At 70.7% G+C, this 16866-nt stretch carries 15 protein-coding genes; 6 read left to right on the top strand and 9 right to left on the bottom strand.

The window, feature by feature from the left end; genetic code table 11:
- Window positions 1–316 precede the first annotated feature (316 nt).
- Both G3I78_RS02530 and G3I78_RS02525 read right to left on the bottom strand, forming a co-directional pair.
- Window positions 317–1567, bottom strand: a complete 1251-nt coding sequence (locus G3I78_RS02530) for an MFS transporter (RefSeq protein ID WP_164421048.1) — start codon at window positions 1565–1567, stop codon at window positions 317–319.
- A 104-nt stretch (window positions 1568–1671) separates the two neighbouring features.
- Complete coding sequence (locus G3I78_RS02525; RefSeq protein ID WP_343243632.1) at window positions 1672–2127, bottom strand: MarR family transcriptional regulator; 456 nt, start codon at window positions 2125–2127, stop codon at window positions 1672–1674.
- Window positions 2128–2299: 172 nt separating this feature from the next.
- Here G3I78_RS02525 and G3I78_RS02520 point away from each other — a divergent pair, with 172 nt between their 5' ends.
- The 3 genes from G3I78_RS02520 to G3I78_RS02510 all read left to right on the top strand — a co-directional run bounded on the left by G3I78_RS02520 (window position 2300) and on the right by G3I78_RS02510 (window position 4738).
- Window positions 2300–3265, top strand: coding sequence for an alpha/beta hydrolase (locus G3I78_RS02520; protein WP_164421047.1), 966 nt, complete (start codon window positions 2300–2302; stop codon window positions 3263–3265).
- 103 nt (window positions 3266–3368) lie between these two features.
- Window positions 3369–3962 carry a TetR/AcrR family transcriptional regulator gene (locus G3I78_RS02515; RefSeq protein ID WP_164421046.1) on the top strand — a complete coding sequence of 198 codons (594 nt, stop codon included), beginning with the start codon at window positions 3369–3371 and terminating at the stop codon, window positions 3960–3962.
- Complete coding sequence (locus G3I78_RS02510) at window positions 3959–4738, top strand: alpha/beta fold hydrolase (protein WP_164421045.1); 780 nt, start codon at window positions 3959–3961, stop codon at window positions 4736–4738. Before G3I78_RS02515 ends, G3I78_RS02510 begins: the two co-directional genes overlap by 4 nt.
- A 15-nt stretch (window positions 4739–4753) precedes the next feature.
- Here G3I78_RS02510 and G3I78_RS02505 read toward each other — a convergent pair whose 3' ends face one another.
- Window positions 4754–5125, bottom strand: coding sequence for a VOC family protein (locus tag G3I78_RS02505; protein WP_164421044.1), 372 nt, complete (start codon window positions 5123–5125; stop codon window positions 4754–4756).
- Window positions 5126–5319: 194 nt separating this feature from the next.
- On the opposite strand from G3I78_RS02505, the gene G3I78_RS02500 reads away from it, so the two are divergent.
- Window positions 5320–6645, top strand: a complete 1326-nt coding sequence (locus G3I78_RS02500; protein WP_343243643.1) for a hypothetical protein — start codon at window positions 5320–5322, stop codon at window positions 6643–6645.
- A 17-nt stretch (window positions 6646–6662) separates the two neighbouring features.
- Here G3I78_RS02500 and G3I78_RS02495 read toward each other — a convergent pair whose 3' ends face one another.
- The 3 genes from G3I78_RS02495 to G3I78_RS02485 form a co-directional block, all read right to left on the bottom strand.
- On the bottom strand, window positions 6663–6926 hold the full coding sequence (locus G3I78_RS02495) for a hypothetical protein (RefSeq protein ID WP_164420613.1): 264 nt from the start codon (window positions 6924–6926) through the stop codon (window positions 6663–6665).
- 15 nt (window positions 6927–6941) lie between these two features.
- The gene (locus G3I78_RS02490; protein ID WP_164421043.1) at window positions 6942–8633 is read right to left on the bottom strand and encodes a DUF2264 domain-containing protein; all 1692 of its coding nucleotides are present in this window, start codon (window positions 8631–8633) and stop codon (window positions 6942–6944) included.
- Between the two features lie 71 nt (window positions 8634–8704).
- Window positions 8705–9748 (bottom strand): rhamnogalacturonan acetylesterase, encoded by a 1044-nt coding sequence (locus tag G3I78_RS02485; RefSeq protein WP_164421042.1) that lies wholly within the window; start codon window positions 9746–9748, stop codon window positions 8705–8707.
- 193 nt (window positions 9749–9941) lie between these two features.
- Between G3I78_RS02485 and G3I78_RS02480 the strand changes: the two genes are divergently transcribed.
- Window positions 9942–11621, top strand: a complete 1680-nt coding sequence (locus G3I78_RS02480; RefSeq protein WP_164421041.1) for a rhamnogalacturonan lyase B N-terminal domain-containing protein — start codon at window positions 9942–9944, stop codon at window positions 11619–11621.
- A 15-nt stretch (window positions 11622–11636) separates the two neighbouring features.
- Here G3I78_RS02480 and G3I78_RS02475 read toward each other — a convergent pair whose 3' ends face one another.
- Both G3I78_RS02475 and G3I78_RS02470 read right to left on the bottom strand, forming a co-directional pair.
- Window positions 11637–13049: an RICIN domain-containing protein gene (locus G3I78_RS02475; protein ID WP_164421040.1), complete on the bottom strand. Its 1413-nt coding sequence runs from the start codon at window positions 13047–13049 to the stop codon at window positions 11637–11639.
- On the bottom strand, window positions 13046–14134 hold the full coding sequence (locus G3I78_RS02470; protein WP_164421039.1) for a glycoside hydrolase family 43 protein: 1089 nt from the start codon (window positions 14132–14134) through the stop codon (window positions 13046–13048). The genes G3I78_RS02475 and G3I78_RS02470 overlap by 4 nt, the downstream gene beginning before the upstream one ends.
- 194 nt (window positions 14135–14328) lie before the next feature.
- On the opposite strand from G3I78_RS02470, the gene G3I78_RS02465 reads away from it, so the two are divergent.
- Window positions 14329–16410, top strand: a complete 2082-nt coding sequence (locus G3I78_RS02465) for an autotransporter (protein WP_164421349.1) — start codon at window positions 14329–14331, stop codon at window positions 16408–16410.
- Window positions 16411–16443: 33 nt separating this feature from the next.
- Here G3I78_RS02465 and G3I78_RS02460 read toward each other — a convergent pair whose 3' ends face one another.
- Window positions 16444–16722, bottom strand: coding sequence for a hypothetical protein (locus G3I78_RS02460; protein ID WP_164421038.1), 279 nt, complete (start codon window positions 16720–16722; stop codon window positions 16444–16446).
- Between the last annotated feature and the right edge of the window lie 144 nt (window positions 16723–16866).

The raw sequence follows: 16866 nt of genomic DNA, 5'->3' as shown, positions 1-16866 counted from the left end.
AGTTCCGTGCGGGCATGACCAAGAAAGGTGTACGGCACGGTTTTCACGGTGCAGGTCGCCGCTCCTGCGGGCTGCTGACGCCCTGGAGCGGCATCGTTGGCCGGAGGGTGCCGAGGACGGGGTGTGGTTCGCGGGGGATCTGCCCTTCGGAGGGGTGGTCGTCGTGCCCGGCAGTGACACTCTGCTGGTGGTGCGGCCGGAGGACTGGGAGAAGTTCGCCGTTGAACGGGAACAGGCCGATTCCGGTCGCGTCGAGAGGGCCGGCCGGGTCCGTCTCGCACAGCGGGTGAGATAGGGCTACGGGAGCCGGGCGGTGTCAGGCCCGGCGGATCGGTGTCAGGAGGGCCGCGCAGGCGATGAGGACGCAGCAGGCGCCCGCTGCCAGGCCCACCGGGGCTGTGCCCTGGTGTTCGGCGGCCCAGGTGAGGGTGGCGGCGCCGAGGGGGGCCGCGGCGTAGTGGAGGGTCCAGAAGGCTGAGGTGACTCGGCCGAGGAGGGGTTCGGGGGTGACCTCCTGGCGCAGGGACATGGAGCAGGTGCCCGCCATGCCGCCGCCGGCGAGGAAGAGGGCGCACAGGATCGCGACGGCGGGGACGCCCTGGGCCCAGCCGATCCCGGCGAAGGCCAGCCCGCACATCGCGACCGAGCCGGTCCAGACCGCGCCGAAGCCGAACCACCGGCGGACCCGGGCCACCAGCAGCGCCCCGGTGATGGTGCCGAGCGCGCCGACGGCCATGACGGTGCCGACCGTGCCGTCGTCGTGGCCGAGGTCGTGCTTGAGGTGGTAGATGACCAGGTCGTTGAGGCCGAGGGTGAGGAAGCTGAACACGAACAGCAGCGCGGTGAGGGAGCGCAGCACCGGGTGCCGGCGCAGGAAGGCCGCTCCGGTGCGCAAGTCCCGCCACAGGTTGGTCCGTTCGGGGGCTTCGGCGGCGCGGGTCCGGAACCGTACGAAGAGCGTGCACAGCGCCGACACCCCGAAGCTCGCCGCGTCCACTCCGATCGCGGTGGCGGGCCCGGTCCAGGCCGCCACGACTCCCGCGCAGACCGGCCCGAGCACCCCGGCCGCGGCGGCGGTCGCGTTCAACCGGCCGTTGGCCTCGGTGAGTTGCGCCGTCCCGACCAGGCTCCGTACGACGGTCACGTACCCGACGGCGAACAGCATCCCGACGGCCTCGCACACCGGCAGCACCGCGTAGAGCAGCCACACCCGCGGCCCGAACAGCCACACCACCGGGATCACCCCGTACAGCACCATGCGCACGAGGTCACACCCGATGAGCAGCCTACGCCGGTCGACCCGGTCCACCACCACGCCCGCGAACACGGCGGCGACAACCGCTGCCGCCCCGCCCACCGCCGTCAGCAGCCCCATCCGCGCGAGGGACCCGGTCGCTTCCAGCACCAGCAGCGGCAGGGCGATCAGCGCGAAGGAGTCACCGAGGAAGGAGAGAGTCTGGGCGGCCCAGAAGACGGCGAAGTCCCGCTGCCGCCACAGCGGGGGCGAAGGGTCCCCGGACGAAGGGGACTTGCCCGTCCTGCCGTCCCGCTGAGCCTCGTACGCCATGCGCCTCCCTCGGTGCCCCGGCAACCTTAGGAGCACCGAGGGAGACGCCCAACCGATTTACGGTCAGGCGGATCGCGGTCCGACCCCGCGCATGGCGACCGGCGTCAGGCCGCACCCACGTTGTCGGCGATCAACCGCAGCAACTGCTTGGCCAGAGCGTCCTGTTCGGGCGTGAGCCCCATCGCGTCCGCGATCGCCGGCGGGACTGCGCGTGCGCGTTCCCGAAGGCTCGCCCCCGCGTCCGTGAGGCGGATGGCGACCGAGCGCTCGTCCTCCGGGCGGCGTTCCCGGCTGAGCAGGCCGGCCGTCTCCAGGCGCTTGAGGAGCGGGGACAGGGTGCTGGACTCCAGCTGGAGGGCCGTACCCAGGTCGCGTACGGAGATCGAGTCCCGTTCCCAGAGGACCAGCAGGACCAGGTACTGGGGGTAGGTCAGGCCCAGCTCGTCGAGGAGGGGGCGATAGCGCGCGGTGACCGCTCGCGACGCCGCGTAGAGCGCGAAGCACAGCTGGTCGTCCAGGAGCAGGGACGCCTCGCCCCGCTCACCTGCGGATGTACTCACGGAACGACTCCTCTCCCTGGTGCCTCCACCGTATCCGTCCGAGTCTCCCCGATTCTATCGAGCACGAATTAGTTGTGCACGACTAAATCGCCCGCTACTGTTGTCGGCATGCCGCCACCGGCCGAACCCGCAGGCCGTCCACACCCGCGGTATCCGATCCGAGGAGATCGTCATGAGCGACAGCACCCCCCGCCCCGTTCTCGAACCCGCCGCCCAGGCCTTCGCCGAGGCCACCGCGAACCCGCCGTACCTCTTCGATCTCGGACCCGTCGAGGGCCGCAAGACGGTCGACGAGGTGCAGTCGGGCGAGATCGCGAAGCCGGCGGTCGACGAGGAGTGGGTGACCGTCGAGGGCGGCCCGACGGGCACTGTCCGGGCGCGGATCGTCCGTCCGGCCGGCGCCACCGGCACCCTCCCGGTGGTGATCTACATCCACGGCGCGGGCTGGGTCTTCGGCAATGCCCACACCCACGACCGCCTGGTCCGCGAACTCGCCGTCGGCACCGGCGCCGCGGTCGTCTTCCCCGAGTACGACCTCTCCCCCGAGGCCCGCTACCCGGTCGCCGTCGAGCAGAACTACGCGGTGGCGAAGTGGGTCGTGGAGCAGGGCGCCGCCAAGGGCCTGGACGCCGGCCGTATCGCCGTGGCCGGTGACTCCGTCGGCGGCAACATGACCGCCGCGCTGACCCTGATGGCCAAGGAGCGCGGGGACGTCCCGCTCGTCCAGCAGGTCCTCTTCTACCCGGTGACCGACGCGAGCTTCGACACCGGCTCGTACCACCGGTTCAGCGAGGGCTACTTCCTGCGCCGGGACGCCATGCAGTGGTTCTGGGACCAGTACACGACCGACGAGAAGCAGCGCGCCGAGATCACCGCGAGCCCCCTGCGCGCCTCCGTCGACCAGCTCCGCGACCTGCCCCCGGCCCTGGTCGTCACCGCCGAGGCAGACGTCCTGCGCGACGAGGGCGAGGCGTACGCGAACAAGCTCCGCGAGGCCGGCGTCCCGGTCACCGCGGTCCGCTACCAGGGCATCATCCACGACTTCGTGATGCTCGACGCGCTCCGGGAGACGCACGCTGCGGAGGCGGCCATCGCCCAGGCGATCAGCACCCTGCGGACGGCACTCGGAACCGTCTGACCTGCGTCTACCCGCTTCCCGAAGGCCCCGGACCCAAAAATCCGGGGCCTTTTCCTGTGCGGTCCAGTACATTACCTAGGAGTCCTAGGCTTACGGAGCACACATGGTCCCCCGCGCAGGCCTCACCCCCGACCGCCTCACCGAAGCGGCGGCCGACCTCGCCGACGAGATCGGCTTCGAGAACGTCACCCTCGCCGCCCTCGCCAAGCGCTTCGGCGTGAAGGACGCGAGCCTCTACTCGCACGTCAGGAACCTCCAGGACCTGCGCACGAGGGTCACGCTGCTCGCCGGTGGCGAGATGATCGACCGGATCGCGGTGGCCGTGGCGGGGAGGGCCGGGAAGGACGCGCTGGCCGCGTTCGCGGGGGCCTACCGGGAGTACGCCCTCGCGCATCCCGGGCGCTACGCGGCCACCCAGGTCCGCGTCGACCAGGCGCTGATCGCGAACACCCCCGCCTTCCACCGCACCGCCGAGATCACCTACGGCATGCTCCGCGCCTACGGCCTCGCCGAACCCGACCTCACCGACGCCGTACGCCTGCTGCGCGCCGCCTTCCACGGCTACTGCGCCCTGGAGTCGGCGGGCGGCTTCGGCGCCGCCCGCGACGTACAGAAGTCGTGGGACCGGGCGGTCGACGCCCTGCACGTGGCGCTCACGAACTGGCCCCAGCCCGCCCCAGGAGGAGACGCACCATGACCGACCCGCACCACGACATCACCGGCCACGGCCCCCTACTGCTGCTGCTCCCCGGCGGCGCGGGCCACCCCATGGGCCTCGGTCCGGCCACGGAGGCGCTGGCCGGGCACTTCACCGTCGTCACGTACGACCATCTCGGCCTCGCCCACGGCCGCCTCGGCGAACCCGTCGGGGACCAGCGGGTGCGGGACTGGAGCGACGGCGCGCGGCGGGTGCTCGACGCGACGCTCCGGGAGGGCGAGTCGGCGTACGTCCTCGGCACCAGCTCCGGCGGCATCGTCGCCCTCGACCTGCTCGCCCGGCACCCCGGACGCCTGCGGCACGTCGTCGCCCACGAGCCGCCGTGCGTGGGCGTGTTGCCGGACGGGGAGCGGCAACAGGCCGCGTTCCGGGAGGTGTACGACGTCTACCGGGCCAAGGGTCCGGCGGCGGCCGGCGCCCTCATGACCGCCGTACTGGAGGAGCGGGCGCCCGGCGAGCTGCCCGCCGGTCAACCCCTGTCCGGAGAAGAGGAGTTGAGCAGTCCCATGGCGCTCTTCCTCGCGCACGTCCTGCGGCCCTTCACCTCCTACGTCCCCGAGGCGGGACCCTCACGGCCCCGCCTCACCCTCGCCGCCGGCACCGATTCCCGTGGCCAACTCCTTTACCGCACGGCCGAGTTCCTCGCCGAGGACCTGAAGGCCGGCTTCGCCGAGTTCCCGGGCGGGCACATCGGGATCGTGCAGCGGCCGGTGGAGTTCGCGGAGCGGCTCACGAAGACGCTGCTCGGGTCCTGACGGGGGCGGGCGGGTTCAGCCGGCCGCCCGTTCCGCCGCGCTGCGCTCCACGCAGAACTCGTTGCCCTCCGGGTCGGTGAGGACGACCCAGCCCTTGCCGTCGCCGGTGCGCTGGTCGTCGAGGAGCGTGGCGCCCAGGGTGAGCAGGCGGGCGACCTCCTCGTCACGGGTGACGTCCTGGGGCTGGAGGTCGAAGTGCAGGCGGTTCTTGCCGGCCTTGGCCTCCGGGACGGTGACGAAGAGCAGGCCCGCGGCCTCGATCAGGGTCTCCTCGTCGCCGGGCCGGTCCTCCTCGTGCAGCGGTTGGCCCAGCACCTTGGACCAGAAGTCGGCGAGGGCGTAGGCGTCGGCGCAGTCGACGGTGGTGTGGCGGATGGTGGAGGTCATGCGGGGATTCTCCGGGCGGCGTTTGATCATGGCAAGGTCCGCGGCAACCTTCGTGCCCGCCGCGGCGACCTGGGGGTATGACTTCCGCAAGACGCACGCCGCTCGACGGCGCCACACCGGGTGCCCTGCCGGGCGACAGCCCGCGCGACACGCCCCGCACCCGTCACCGCCGGGTCCGTGCGGCACGTAGGCCCATGATCGCCGGGCTCGCCGCGACCGCCGCGCTGGTCGGCGCCTGGTACGCCACGGCCGGCGCGGCCACCGCTCCGGCGCTCGCCCCGACCACCACGGCGGTGACGCTGTCCGCCAAGTTCCCCTATCTGTCCGCCGGTTACAACAACACCCGGGAGTGGACCCGGACCGCGACCGCGGTCGCCCCGAACGGCACCCTGCGCATGGCGTGGCCCGCCTCGGACGGCGTCCACGTCACCCCGCTGACCGCCACCGGGAAGCGCTCGGAGGCGGACACCGTCGTCAAGGGGACGAAGGAGGTCGGCGGGCTGGTCGCGCACAACGACGGCTTCGCGCTGCTCACCCGGGTCGCCGACACCAACAAGTGGAAGGAGACGGCGGCCGCGATCGTGCGGTACACGAACGGCAAGCAGACGTTCCGGACCAAGCTCACCGGCACCGCCTCCCACGACACCTCCCCCACGCTCGACGGCCAACTCACCTGGAACGGCTCGAAGTACGGCGCCTACTTCGTCGTGCACGGCGCGGGCGGCTTCGCGGACGGTCACTTCGGGGACAAGTTGACGTACGTCAGCGCCAAGGGCGCGAAGCTGAGCGGGGGTTGGGGCTGGGGGTGCAGTCACAACGAAGGCATCGCCCTGCACGCCGAGACCACCGGCGACTTCACCTCCCTCTGCTTCGACGACTGGCGTTCGGGGCTGTTCGTGTCGACGGGCATCGGCGCTCCGGACGTGGCTCCCGTGGTGCAGCGCGAGCAGTGCTGGGCGGGGTACTGCGGCGGTACGTTCCCGGGCCGCACCGGTGATCTGGTGAGGTCCGCCACCGGCCGTTACGCGACCGCCTTCGCCTCCCGGGGTGCCGCGTCCGCGAAGAAGAACCCGGCCGACTCGAGCGGTCGCGGCTGGACGGTCAAGCCGAGCACCGGCGCCCACCAGGTCGCCGTGGCCTTCCTCAAGAACCGCAACTCCGGTCCCGGCAAGGCGCTATACCTCACCGCGGCCAGGACCACCGAACACGTCAACGTGCACGTGGCGCCGTACGGCAAGGACCGCCTCCTCGTCTCCTGGGAGTCCCTGAAGAACGCCAAGTGCGCGAGCGGCACCTGCACCGGCACCTTCACGGGCACCCACTTCCGTCTCATCGACTGGAACGGCAAGTTCCAGAGCGCGGACAAGGTGGTGTCGGCGCGGATCAGCGGCGACATCGCGGTCCAGAAGGACGGGACGCTGGTGTGGGCATATGCGCCGGTGACACCGACGTACGCCGGCCCGCTGAACGGCGCGTCCCCGACGTCGACGAGCCTGCGGATCGCCCGCCTCAAGCCCTGAGGCTCAAACCCTGAGCGTCAGGTCCTGACGCTCAACCACTCGACCATGCGCCGCATGACCTCGACGGGCAGTGCCGGGTTCCGGGCGGCGGTCTCCGCCGATCCGGCACCCTGGCGCAGCAGCCGGTCAGTGCGCCGAGCCGCAGCGGGACCGTCGCCGCAGGACTCGGCGAGGAAGAGCCGGACGCCCCGGTCCTCCTCGACCCGCCCCTCCCCCACGACTTCAAGCCCCGCCCGGCCCAGCAGTTCAACCAGTTCGTCTCTCCCGCCCCTGATCCCCATACTGCCCGAGACGGCTCAGCCCCCGGCGGCGATGTCCACCCCGGCTCCGTCCAGCCGCACCCGCACCTCGGGCCCGCCGCTCCACGCCACCGTCAACTCCCCCGCGCCTGCGGTCCGCACGGTCACCGTCTCCCCCAGAGGCTCGGCATCCGGCTCACCGGTGAGGCGGGCCAGCGCGACGAACAGGGTGTCCCCGTCTCCCGTCACGCCGGTCAGCTCGTCGTCGAGGCCCACGGCGGGCAGGAGTTCGGACCTGACGCCTTCCCCCGGGGCCCATCCGGTGACCCGCACCGTCGTCCCGGGCGCGGCGCCCGACACGAGGAAGACCCGCACCTCCACGGCCTCGCGCGCGAGCACGACGGCGGAGACCCGCGCGCCCGTGCCCGCCGTGTGCCGTGAGGCCGCCCAGCCCTCGCCGACGCCGAGCGGCTCGATCTCCGTACGGCTCGGATCCCCGCCCACGATCAGGCTGTTGTCGTACGACGACGAGGGCTCCGTCACCGTCGAGTACGCGAGCCGCGTGTAGTACGGGTCGTAGCGCACGTCCTCGCTGCCGTGGTTGTGGAGGCGGACCAGGCCGTCGGAACGGGTGGACTGGAGAAGCCAGTTGGGGGGCGCCACCGGTGTCACGGCGTCGGCGCGCTCCGCCGGGCCCGGTTCCTCCACCGCCGTCCAGACCTCGTGGTCGGCCGGGAGGAGCAGGCCGAGGAAGCCCTTGCTCGCCCAGTACGGGGAGGCCGGGCCCGAATAGCCTTGCAGGACGGCCGGGTTGGGGCCGTGCCAGCCGAGGGTGAGGAGGCCGTGGGAGTCCACCGCGCCCCGGTCCAGGAAGTACTTGAGGGCGCCGGAGGCCAGTCGGCGGGTCTCGCCCGGGGACAGCGGGGTGCGGCCGGTCAGTGCGCCCAGCCACAGCGGGACCGTCGTCGCGAAGCGGTAGGTGAGGGAGCGGCCCTGGTGCAGGGGGGCGCCGTCGGCGCCGAACAGGCGGGCGTAGTCGTCGAGATGGCGGGCGAGGCGGCCGCCGTACAGGTCGAGGAGGCGGTCGTCCTGGGCCAGCCAGGCGTGCAGCACCGGGTAGAGGTGCATGGCCCAGCCGTTGTAGTAGTCGAACTTGCGGCCGTCGCCGTCGGTGTACCAGCCCTCGCCGACGTACCACTGCTCGATCCGCTCCAGGCCGCGCCCGATGGCCTTGCGGGACGCCTCGGGTTCGTGTCCCACCGAGGCCAGGAAGCCGGCGACCGTGACGGGGAACAGCTCCCAGTTGCAGGGCCAGGCCTCGGCGGTCAGGGCGTCGGAGAGCCAGGCCGCGGCGCGCTGCCGTACGGCGTCGTCCAGACGGTCCCAGAGCAGAGGCCTGGTGATCCGCAGCGCGAAGGCGATCGACGCGGCCTCCACCAGCGGCTGGCTGCGGTCCTCGATGCGCGGCCAGGCACCGGAGACTCCGGCGGCGAGGCCTTCGGCGTAGCGCTGGAGCGCGGTCTCGTCCTGGCGGAAGGCGGCGAGCAGGAGCGTACGGGCGTAGCCCTCCAGGCCGTCGGAGAGGCGGCCGGACCAGCTCCCGTGGTCGCCGGGGAAGTGGTAGAGGGCGCGGTCCTCGGTGGCGTACGGCTCCACGGCGGCGAGCAGGGAGTCGGCGGCGGCCTCCCAGTGGGCGCGGGTGTACCCGGTGCGCGGGCTGAGGGTGTGGTCGTCCGGTGGCAGGTGCATCGGCTCTCTTTCCGGGTCGTACCGTACAAAAACCTGGGGCGCCCCGGTTCCGGTCGGGACGCCCCAGGCGTCTATCCCACCCTCACAAGGCCCTTCGGCACCAGATGCCGGGCGACGAGTTCGTCGCGGACCAGGCCCGCGTACACGGTGGCGCCGTGCACGGACGTGTGGGTGTTGTCCCTTTTCTCGTTGTAGAGGTAGATCGCCTTCGAGCCCTCCACACCCAAGGACTCCACCAGCGACTTCGTCTTCGCCGTCAGGTCGATCAGCGGGACGTGCTGCTCGGCGGCCACCGCGCGGATGACCGCGGGGTGGTCCACCCCGAGACCGTTGACCAGCAGCGCGGTGTTGTTGTTCAGCGTGCCGTCGGAGTTGAACCAGCGTCGCACGATGGGCGTCACGAGGACAGGGTTCCCGCCTTTCTGCCGTACACCCGCGACCAGTGTCTCCAGGTTCGCCCGGTACGTCGCCTCGTCCGTGGTCTTGTCGTTGTGGGCGAGCTGGACGAGGACGAGGTCGCCGGGGCGGATGAGGGGCTGGACCGTGGCCCACAGGCGCGGCTCGGACAGATAGGTCACCGTGCTCTCGCCGGAGTCGGCGTAGTTGGCCACGGAGACGCCCTCGCGCAGGTACTGGGGCAGTTGCTGGCCCCAGCCGGAGTAGGGGTCGCCGGGCTGGTCGCAGACCGTGGAGTCGCCGACGAGGAAGATCTGGCGGGCGTGCCGGGCGGGGGTGACGCGGATGCCGGCCAGGGCGGGGGCGGAGCCGCCCAGCGCCAGGTCCAGGCCGGGGGTGCCGTCGGGGCCGGTCGGCTCGCCCTCCGGGGTGCGGACGTTCACGGTGAAGCTGCGCGCGGTGCGCTCACCGGCCGCGACGGCGGTCTCCGGGAGGAGCGAGCGCCGGGTCTCGCCGGTGACGGACGTGCTCGACGCGCTGTCGCCGCCGAGGAGCAGCTGCACGTCGTAGGTGCCCGGCGGGACGTCGAAGTGGCAGGCGGTGCTGGTGCAGTTCTCGATGCCGAGGGGTGCGCTGCGGCCGTGCGCTTGCGCCGGGACCGCGATCAGTCCGGTGCTGAGTGCGACCGCCGCCAGCAGGGCGAGGTTGAAACGTCTCATTCGAGGCTCCTCCGACACACGACAAGGCCTGGCGGCTGGACCGTACCCGTTCCGGCAAGCGCTTTCTAGACCCCGAACCGATTTCACAAGATTGCCAACCTCCAGCAAGCGAAAGCCCTTTCGCGAAATCGATTCAACTGTCACTCTCCAAAGCACCCGCACCACCCCCACACGTCTCGAAGGAGGCACCCCCATGTCCGAATCCGCCGTGCACAGACCGGTCGGACGCCGCACCTTCGTTCTCGGTACCGCGGCCGCCGCGGGCACCGCGGCGCTCGCCGGGCCGCTGGCGCAGTCCGCCGCCGCCGCGAGTTTCGGCTACACCGACGACGGCTCGAACTACGTCGTCGACACCGGCGCCAGCCTGGTCTTCAAGGTCAGCAAGACCAACGGCGACCTGACCTCGCTGGTCTACAAGGGCACCGAGTACCAGGGCTACGGCGGCAAGAACTCGCACATCGAGTCCGGCCTCGGCACCTCGACCGTCACCATCAAGCAGTCCGGGACGACGATCCTGATCTCGGTCGCCTACGGCACGCTCCGGCACTACTACGCGGCTCGCAGCGGCGAGAACAACGTCTACCTGTGGACCAACCGGGCCGACACCTCGGTCGCCTCCACCCGCTTCATCCTGCGCGTCAAGGCGGGCCTGTTCCTCAACGACGAGCCGGATTCCTACACTTACGCGCCGACCACCATCGAGGCCTCGGACGTCTTCGCCAAGTCCGACGGCCAGACCCGCTCGAAGCACTACTCCAAGCTGCGGGTCAGCGACTACAACTACATCGGCTGGAGCGCGAACGGCGTCGGCCTGTGGATCGTCCGCTCCAACCACGAGAAGGCGTCCGGCGGCCCCTTCTACCGCTCCCTGCTGCGCCACCAGAGCGCGGACGGCGGCGGCCTGTACGAGATCCTGCACTACGCCCAGAACCAGACCGAGGACGAGCGCTTCGGCCTCCAGGGCCCGTACGTCATCGCCCTCACGGACGGCGGCGCGCCCTCCTCCTCGCTGTTCCCGGGCACCCTCACCACCTCCTGGGCGGACGCGCTCGGCATCTCGGGCTACGTCGCCTCCGGCGGCCGGGGCCGGGTCGCGGGCGTCGGCATCACGGGCCGCAACACGGCGTACCCGTACACCGTCGGCCTCGCCAACTCGGCGGCCCAGTACTGGGGTTCGGCCCGCTCCTCGGACGGTTTCTTCTCCCTCGCGGGCGTCCTGCCGGGGACGTACACGCTGACCGTCTTCAAGAGCGAACTCGCCGTGTACACCACCTCCGTGACGGTCACCGCGGGCGGCACGACCACCCTGAACTCGATCGCGATCCCGTCCTCGAACGACCCGGGCAACGCGGGCGCGATCTGGCGGATCAACGACTGGACGGGCACCCCGAGCGGCTTCAAGAACGCCGACCTCATGACGTACGCCCATCCGTCCGACGTCCGTGCCGCGGCCTGGACCGGCAACGTCGTGATCGGCAGCGGCTCGGAGACCTCGGCGTTCCCCTGCTACCTCTGGAAGGACGTCAACAGCGGGCTGCTGGTGTACTTCAAGCTCACCGCGGCGCAGGCCGCCGCCGCGCACACCCTGCGGATCGGTGTGACGACGGCCTACGCCAACGGACGGCCGCAGGTCGTCGTCAACGACTGGACCTCGGCGATCCCCTCCCCGCCCACGCAGCCGAGCACCCGGTCGCTGACCAACGGGTCCTACCGGGGCAACAACCACACGTTCACCTACAGCGTGCCGGCCAGTGCCTGGCTCACGGACACCAGCCAGTACAACGTGCTGAAGATCAACGTGGTGAGCGGTTCGGGGTCGACGGCCTATCTCAGCGCGGGCACCTCGATCGACGCGATCGACCTGCTCGCGTGAGCCTTTGAGGGACCGTCAGGTTCCGCGCGTCCACTGCTGGTTGGTCGCTCCGTTGCACGTGTACGTGATGATCGCGGCGGAGTTGGCGGTGGACGCGCCGTTCACGTCCAGGCACTCCCCGGTGGCCCGGGCCTTGATGTTGACGTAGGAGCCCGAGGTGACCACCGACCACTGCTGGGTGGTGGCGCTCGACGAGCAGTTCTCCTGGGTCACGTTGGTGGAGTTCTCCTGGAGACACAGCGAGCTGCCGCGGCCGACCAGCTGGTAGTAGCCGGTGCCGAGGTCCTTGAACCACCACTTCTGGTTGGTGCCGCCGTTGCAGGTGTACTGGCTGATCGCGATCCCCTGCCACAGCGACTGGTTGGCCACGTCCGCGCACTTGCCGCTGTGGCGGGCGATCAGCGTGTTGTACGTGGCGCTCGTGCCGCCGATCGTCCCGGCCGCCGCGTCGACGGTGACCTCGGGGTACCAGGACATGGACATCGTGGTGGAGCTCGGGAAGGTCAACGGCAGCCACACGTAACGGGAGTCGTTGACGGTGCCGCCGAAGGAGTTGCCCCAGCGGTCGCCCATGTAGAGGTACGAGGTGCCCGAAGTGCCCTGCACCGGAAGGACGTAGGCGGTCTGGGAGTTGTAGGTCGTGGAGTCGCCGACGTTGGCCATCGACGTCCACGGGCCGGCCAGGGAGCTGGCGGTGGCGTACTGCTGCTGGTTGGCGCTCCAGCCGGTGGCGCCCGAAGTCAGCATGAAGTAGACGCCGTTGCGCTTGAAGAGGGCCGGTGCCTCGCGGTGGCCGCCGGGCCAGGGGTTGGCGACGAGGGCGGCGATGGCGGTGTAGTCGGAGGTGAGCCGGTAGATCTGGAGGTCGTAGTTCTCGTTGGCCGCCGAGACCATGTAGGCGGTGCCGTCGGTGTCGACGAACGTCGTGATGTCACGGGACATGTACTGGCCGAGCGGCCGGAAGCTGCCCTGGTAGGTGTAGTTCCCGTCGACGGTGTCGGAGACGGCGACGGCCGCGCGGGCCTCGCTGTAGTCGGTGCCGTTCTCCTTGTGCATCCACATCACGAACTTGCCGGTGGAGGCGTTGTAGACGACCTTGGGCCGCTCGATGTAGGCGGTGCCCAGCTCGGAGGCGCTGGACTGGGTCAGGACGTGGTTCCTGAACTCCCAGTTCTTCAGGTCGGTGGAGCGGTAGGCGTCCACGTACCGGAAGGTGTTGTCGGAGTTGCGGTCCTCGCCGAACCAGTAGTAATAGGAGCCGACCTTGATGACCCCGCCGCCGTGGGCGTGCAGGGCGTTTCCCGAAGTGTCCGTGAACTGCACGCCGTTGGGGATCGTCAGGGCGGCGGCCTGGGCCGGTCCCGCGGTCACCAGGGCGCCGGCCAGGGCCAGACAGAGAGCGAGCAGTACCGCGTAAGCACGTCTCATGACGCAACCTCCGTGTCCGTGGCGGTGTCCGCCACCGGTATGCCGAAGTCCGGGGTGCCGTCCGCGTGCCAGCGGAGCTTCTGCACGCGGGTGTGGCGGTTGGGGTCGTTCAGGGGATCGCCGACGATCTCCTTGTACTGGCGGGCGTGGTAGACGAGAACGTCACTGCGGCCGTCCTCGGCGACGGTGAAGCAGTTGTGGCCGGGGCCGTACTGCCGGGTGGTGTCGTTGCTGGTGAAGACCGGCGTCGGAGACTTGGACCAGTTCGCCGGGTTCATGAGGTCGGCGTCCGCGTCGACGGTGAGCAGGCCCATGCAGTAGTGCCAGTCGGTGGCGCTGGCGGAGTACGACATGAACAGGCGGCCGTTGCGGGCGATGACCGAGGGGCCCTCGTTGACCTTGTAGCCGATGCACTCCCAGTCGAACTCCGGGGTGGAGAGCCTGATCTGAGGCCCTGTCAGGGTCCAGGGGTTCGCCATCCTCGACAGGAAGATGCCGGTGTTGTTTTCGAGGCCGGGCTCGTGCTGCGCCCAGGCGAGGTAGCGGGTGCCGCGGTGGGTGAAGGTGGTGGCGTCCAGGGAGAAGGTCTCCCAGGCGGTCTTGATCTGGCCCTTCTCCTGCCAAGTGCCCTTGAACGGGTTGGGGTTGGCGTTCTCCAGGACCCAGATGCGGATGTCCCAGACGCTCTCGGCGGGCGCGGAGGCGAAGTAGATGTACCACTTGCCGCCGACCCGGTGGATCTCCGGCGCCCAGATGTGGGCGCCCATGACACCGGTCGGGTGCTTGGTCCAGATGACGGACTCGTCGGCGGTCGCGAGGCCGTTCAGGGTGCGGGAGCGTCGCAGGACGATGCGGTCGTACTCGGGGGCGGTGGCCGTGAAGTAGTAGAAGCCGTCGGAGTGACGGTGGATGCAGGGGTCCGCGCGGTTGCGGACGAGCGGGTTCTCGAACGGGGCGGCCTTCCCGCGGTGATCGGGGGCGGCTTCGGCGACCGTGGGGGTGGCCGCCAGGGCGCCGGCGGCCACGGCGCCCTTCAGCATCAGCCGACGGCTCGGGTCTCCGGGCAGGTCGTCATCGCGGCTCATACGTGACTGCCTCTCGGGGGTGGGGGGTGGTGCGACGTTCGGCATGGCGAACGGGAAGTGGAATGGCGAACGCCGAAAAGGTAAGGGTGGGGAACCAGGAGGTCAACGGGTCCGACGTGAGAAGAGAATGCGCTTTCTTTCACGATGCCGAAAGGTTTCTGTTATCGGTCCCCGTGCCGCCCGTCTCCGATCACGTGCGCAGCCATATCCACAAGACAGCAGCGGCCGCCGGCGCCCTGGCGGCGGTCGCCCTCATGGCCACGGCTCCCCCGGCACTGGCCGCCGGTCCCCGGGACGTCACCGCCGACGTGCTCGCGGACCGGGACGTCACCCTGACCGGCGACACGGTCGTCACCGTGCCCGCGGGGACGACGACGTACGACGGGGTGTTCCGCGGCGAGGGCACGCTCACCGTGCGCGGCACCGGGACGCTGGTCCTCACGCGGGACAGCGACTTCACGCTGCCGAAGTCCCGGCAGCGGGTGCGGATCCTGGGCGGCAGCCATCCCTACGTCACCACGACCGCCGCCGATCCGCCCGCGGTCACCGTCGAGCGCGGGGCGACGCTCCAGTACGGGAACGGCGGCACCACGGGTCTGATCGGCCACTTCCCCTACGGCACCCCGGCGTTTCGCCTGAACCAGGACAACATCCGGGTCGACGGCACCCTGCGGCTGTCCCTGAAGAGCGCCTACAACCTGGGCACGGTCAGCGGTTCCGGCCTGATCTCGCAGCCGCGGTTCCTCTGGGGCACCTGGGACCTGACCTCCGGCTCGTTCTCCGGCGTGATCGACAACGGCACCCAGGCGAACGCCGGGCGGCCCGAGTTCGCGACCGCGCTGCCGAACGTCCGCAAGGTGCTGAACCAGGGCACCTGGACCGTGGACACCCCGCTGGGCCAGACCGTCACCCAGCGGATGGACTTCTACCAGCGCGAGTACGGCAGCGACATCAACGTCCAGTCCCGGCCGGGCGGCAAGGTGATCCTCACCGGTCAGTACAGCTGGTCGGACCAGGGCGGCGACACGAACCCCTCGCTCAGCGACCCCGCCCTCAACTGGACGCCCGCCACCAGGAACGTCAACAAGCGCGGCACCAACATCAAGGGCGCGAACGTCCAGTGGGGCGACGGGACGACCAGCAGGATCTTCATGCCGGGCACGGCGGAGACGGTCTACATCAACCTCCTCGCGGCGCGCTCCCGTTCACAGCTCGCCTTCGACTACGACGGCCCGGTGACGCTCGGCGCCCCGATCGGCGGGGGCCGCTTCCACGACACCCTGTCCGCGCCCGGCGCGGGTGACATCGTCATCAAGGGGACGAAGGGCAACGACGTCACCTTCGCGGCGGTCCAGTACTACGACGGCTCCACGACCGTCGAGAAGGGCGCGGTGCTCCGCCTCGGCAGCGGCAGGTCCGGTGGCGACGGCGGGCTCTACACCAAGGGCGGCCTCTACAAGGTCGTGAACAACGGCTCGCTGGTCCTCGCCAACACGAGCAAGTCCCTGACGCTGCCCAGGATCAGCGGCAGCGGCTCCCTCACCCAGGCGGGCGCGGCCACGACGACACTGACCGGTGGCGCGGTGACGTACACGGGGACGACGACGGTCAGGAAGGGCACGCTGGCCCTGCGCGGCGGGGCAACTCTCGCCCACAGCAGCGGAATTCTGCTCACCTCGGCCGGCTCGCGGCTGGACGTGGGCGCGGCGGGCCTGCGCGTGGTGTCCGCGCTGTCCGGCAAGGGCACGGTGCGGGGCTCGGTCACCAACGACGGCGTGGTCGCGGGCGGTCTCACCGTCTCCGGCGCGTACACCCAGAGCGCGAAGGGCGAACTGGTCTTGGGCAACCGCCCGTTGAAGGCGACGGGCCCGGTACGCCTCGCCGGCGACCTGGACCTCTCGGCGACCGGCTCGACCCCGGCCCCCACCATCACGGTGCTCGACAACACGGGCCGCTCCAGCACGACGGGAGCCTTCAGGGACCTCAAGGAGGGCGCCCGGCTCAAGCTCGCGGACACGACGTACCGGATCACCTACCGCGGCGGCGACGGCAACGACGTGACCCTGACGACGGCCACGCCCTCCCCCTCCCCGAGCACCCGCTCCACCACGACCGCACCGGACACGGAGGCCGCGGCACCCCACACGACGGGCGCGGCGGCGGAGGGCCTGGGCTGGTGGCCGTACGTACTGGCCCTCGGCCTGCTGGGCGGGCTGGTGGTCCCGCCGACGGTCAGGAGACGGGGGAAGCGGAGCGGGCGGCACGCGGCGCGCTGAGTGGCTGCCGGGGTGCCCGCCATACCTGGAGTGCTAGGAGACCCACCACTCGAACCAGTACCCGCTCGGGTTCCGGTAGCAGCCGGTCGTCGGGTTGGTGGGGTAGCCCTGTGCGTATTTGACCCGGCGCTGCTCGTCACATTTCCGGCCGTCCGAGTAGTAGGTGCTCATGAACCAGAGCAAGGGCCGGACGACGGGCGCAGCACCGTTCTCCGTGGCGGACGGCCCCGAGGACGCCGACGCCCCGGTGGTGAGAACCCCCAGCGACAACCCGACCGCGACCAGACAGGACATGACACGACGTACTCGCACGACTGCCTCCTCATCCCTTTCCTGGGTCAACTGCGAACGCACTGTCACAGGAGAAGGGTCACCGGCACACGGCATGGTGTCCAGGCTCACGGACCACCTACGGCTCGCGAGAGTGGTCCCGCACGGCGGGCCCGCCCGGTGTTC

Source organism: Streptomyces sp. SID13726 (assembly GCF_010548375.1).
Taxonomy (GTDB): Bacteria; Actinomycetota; Actinomycetes; order Streptomycetales; family Streptomycetaceae; genus Streptomyces.
This window is presented reverse-complemented; position numbering and strand designations above follow the sequence as displayed.

Coding starts and splice junctions, on each gene's coding strand:
- G3I78_RS02530 (WP_164421048.1), bottom strand. CDS start 1,567: ATGGCGTACGAGGCTCAGCGGGACGGCAGGACGGGCAAGTCCCCTTCG.
- G3I78_RS02520 (WP_164421047.1), top strand. CDS start 2,300: ATGAGCGACAGCACCCCCCGCCCCGTTCTCGAACCCGCCGCCCAGGCC.
- G3I78_RS02515 (WP_164421046.1), top strand. CDS start 3,369: ATGGTCCCCCGCGCAGGCCTCACCCCCGACCGCCTCACCGAAGCGGCG.
- G3I78_RS02510 (WP_164421045.1), top strand. CDS start 3,959: ATGACCGACCCGCACCACGACATCACCGGCCACGGCCCCCTACTGCTG.
- G3I78_RS02505 (WP_164421044.1), bottom strand. CDS start 5,125: ATGACCTCCACCATCCGCCACACCACCGTCGACTGCGCCGACGCCTAC.
- G3I78_RS02500 (WP_343243643.1), top strand. CDS start 5,320: ATGATCGCCGGGCTCGCCGCGACCGCCGCGCTGGTCGGCGCCTGGTAC.
- G3I78_RS02495 (WP_164420613.1), bottom strand. CDS start 6,926: ATGGGGATCAGGGGCGGGAGAGACGAACTGGTTGAACTGCTGGGCCGG.
- G3I78_RS02490 (WP_164421043.1), bottom strand. CDS start 8,633: ATGCACCTGCCACCGGACGACCACACCCTCAGCCCGCGCACCGGGTAC.
- G3I78_RS02485 (WP_164421042.1), bottom strand. CDS start 9,748: ATGAGACGTTTCAACCTCGCCCTGCTGGCGGCGGTCGCACTCAGCACC.
- G3I78_RS02480 (WP_164421041.1), top strand. CDS start 9,942: ATGTCCGAATCCGCCGTGCACAGACCGGTCGGACGCCGCACCTTCGTT.
- G3I78_RS02475 (WP_164421040.1), bottom strand. CDS start 13,049: ATGAGACGTGCTTACGCGGTACTGCTCGCTCTCTGTCTGGCCCTGGCC.
- G3I78_RS02470 (WP_164421039.1), bottom strand. CDS start 14,134: ATGAGCCGCGATGACGACCTGCCCGGAGACCCGAGCCGTCGGCTGATG.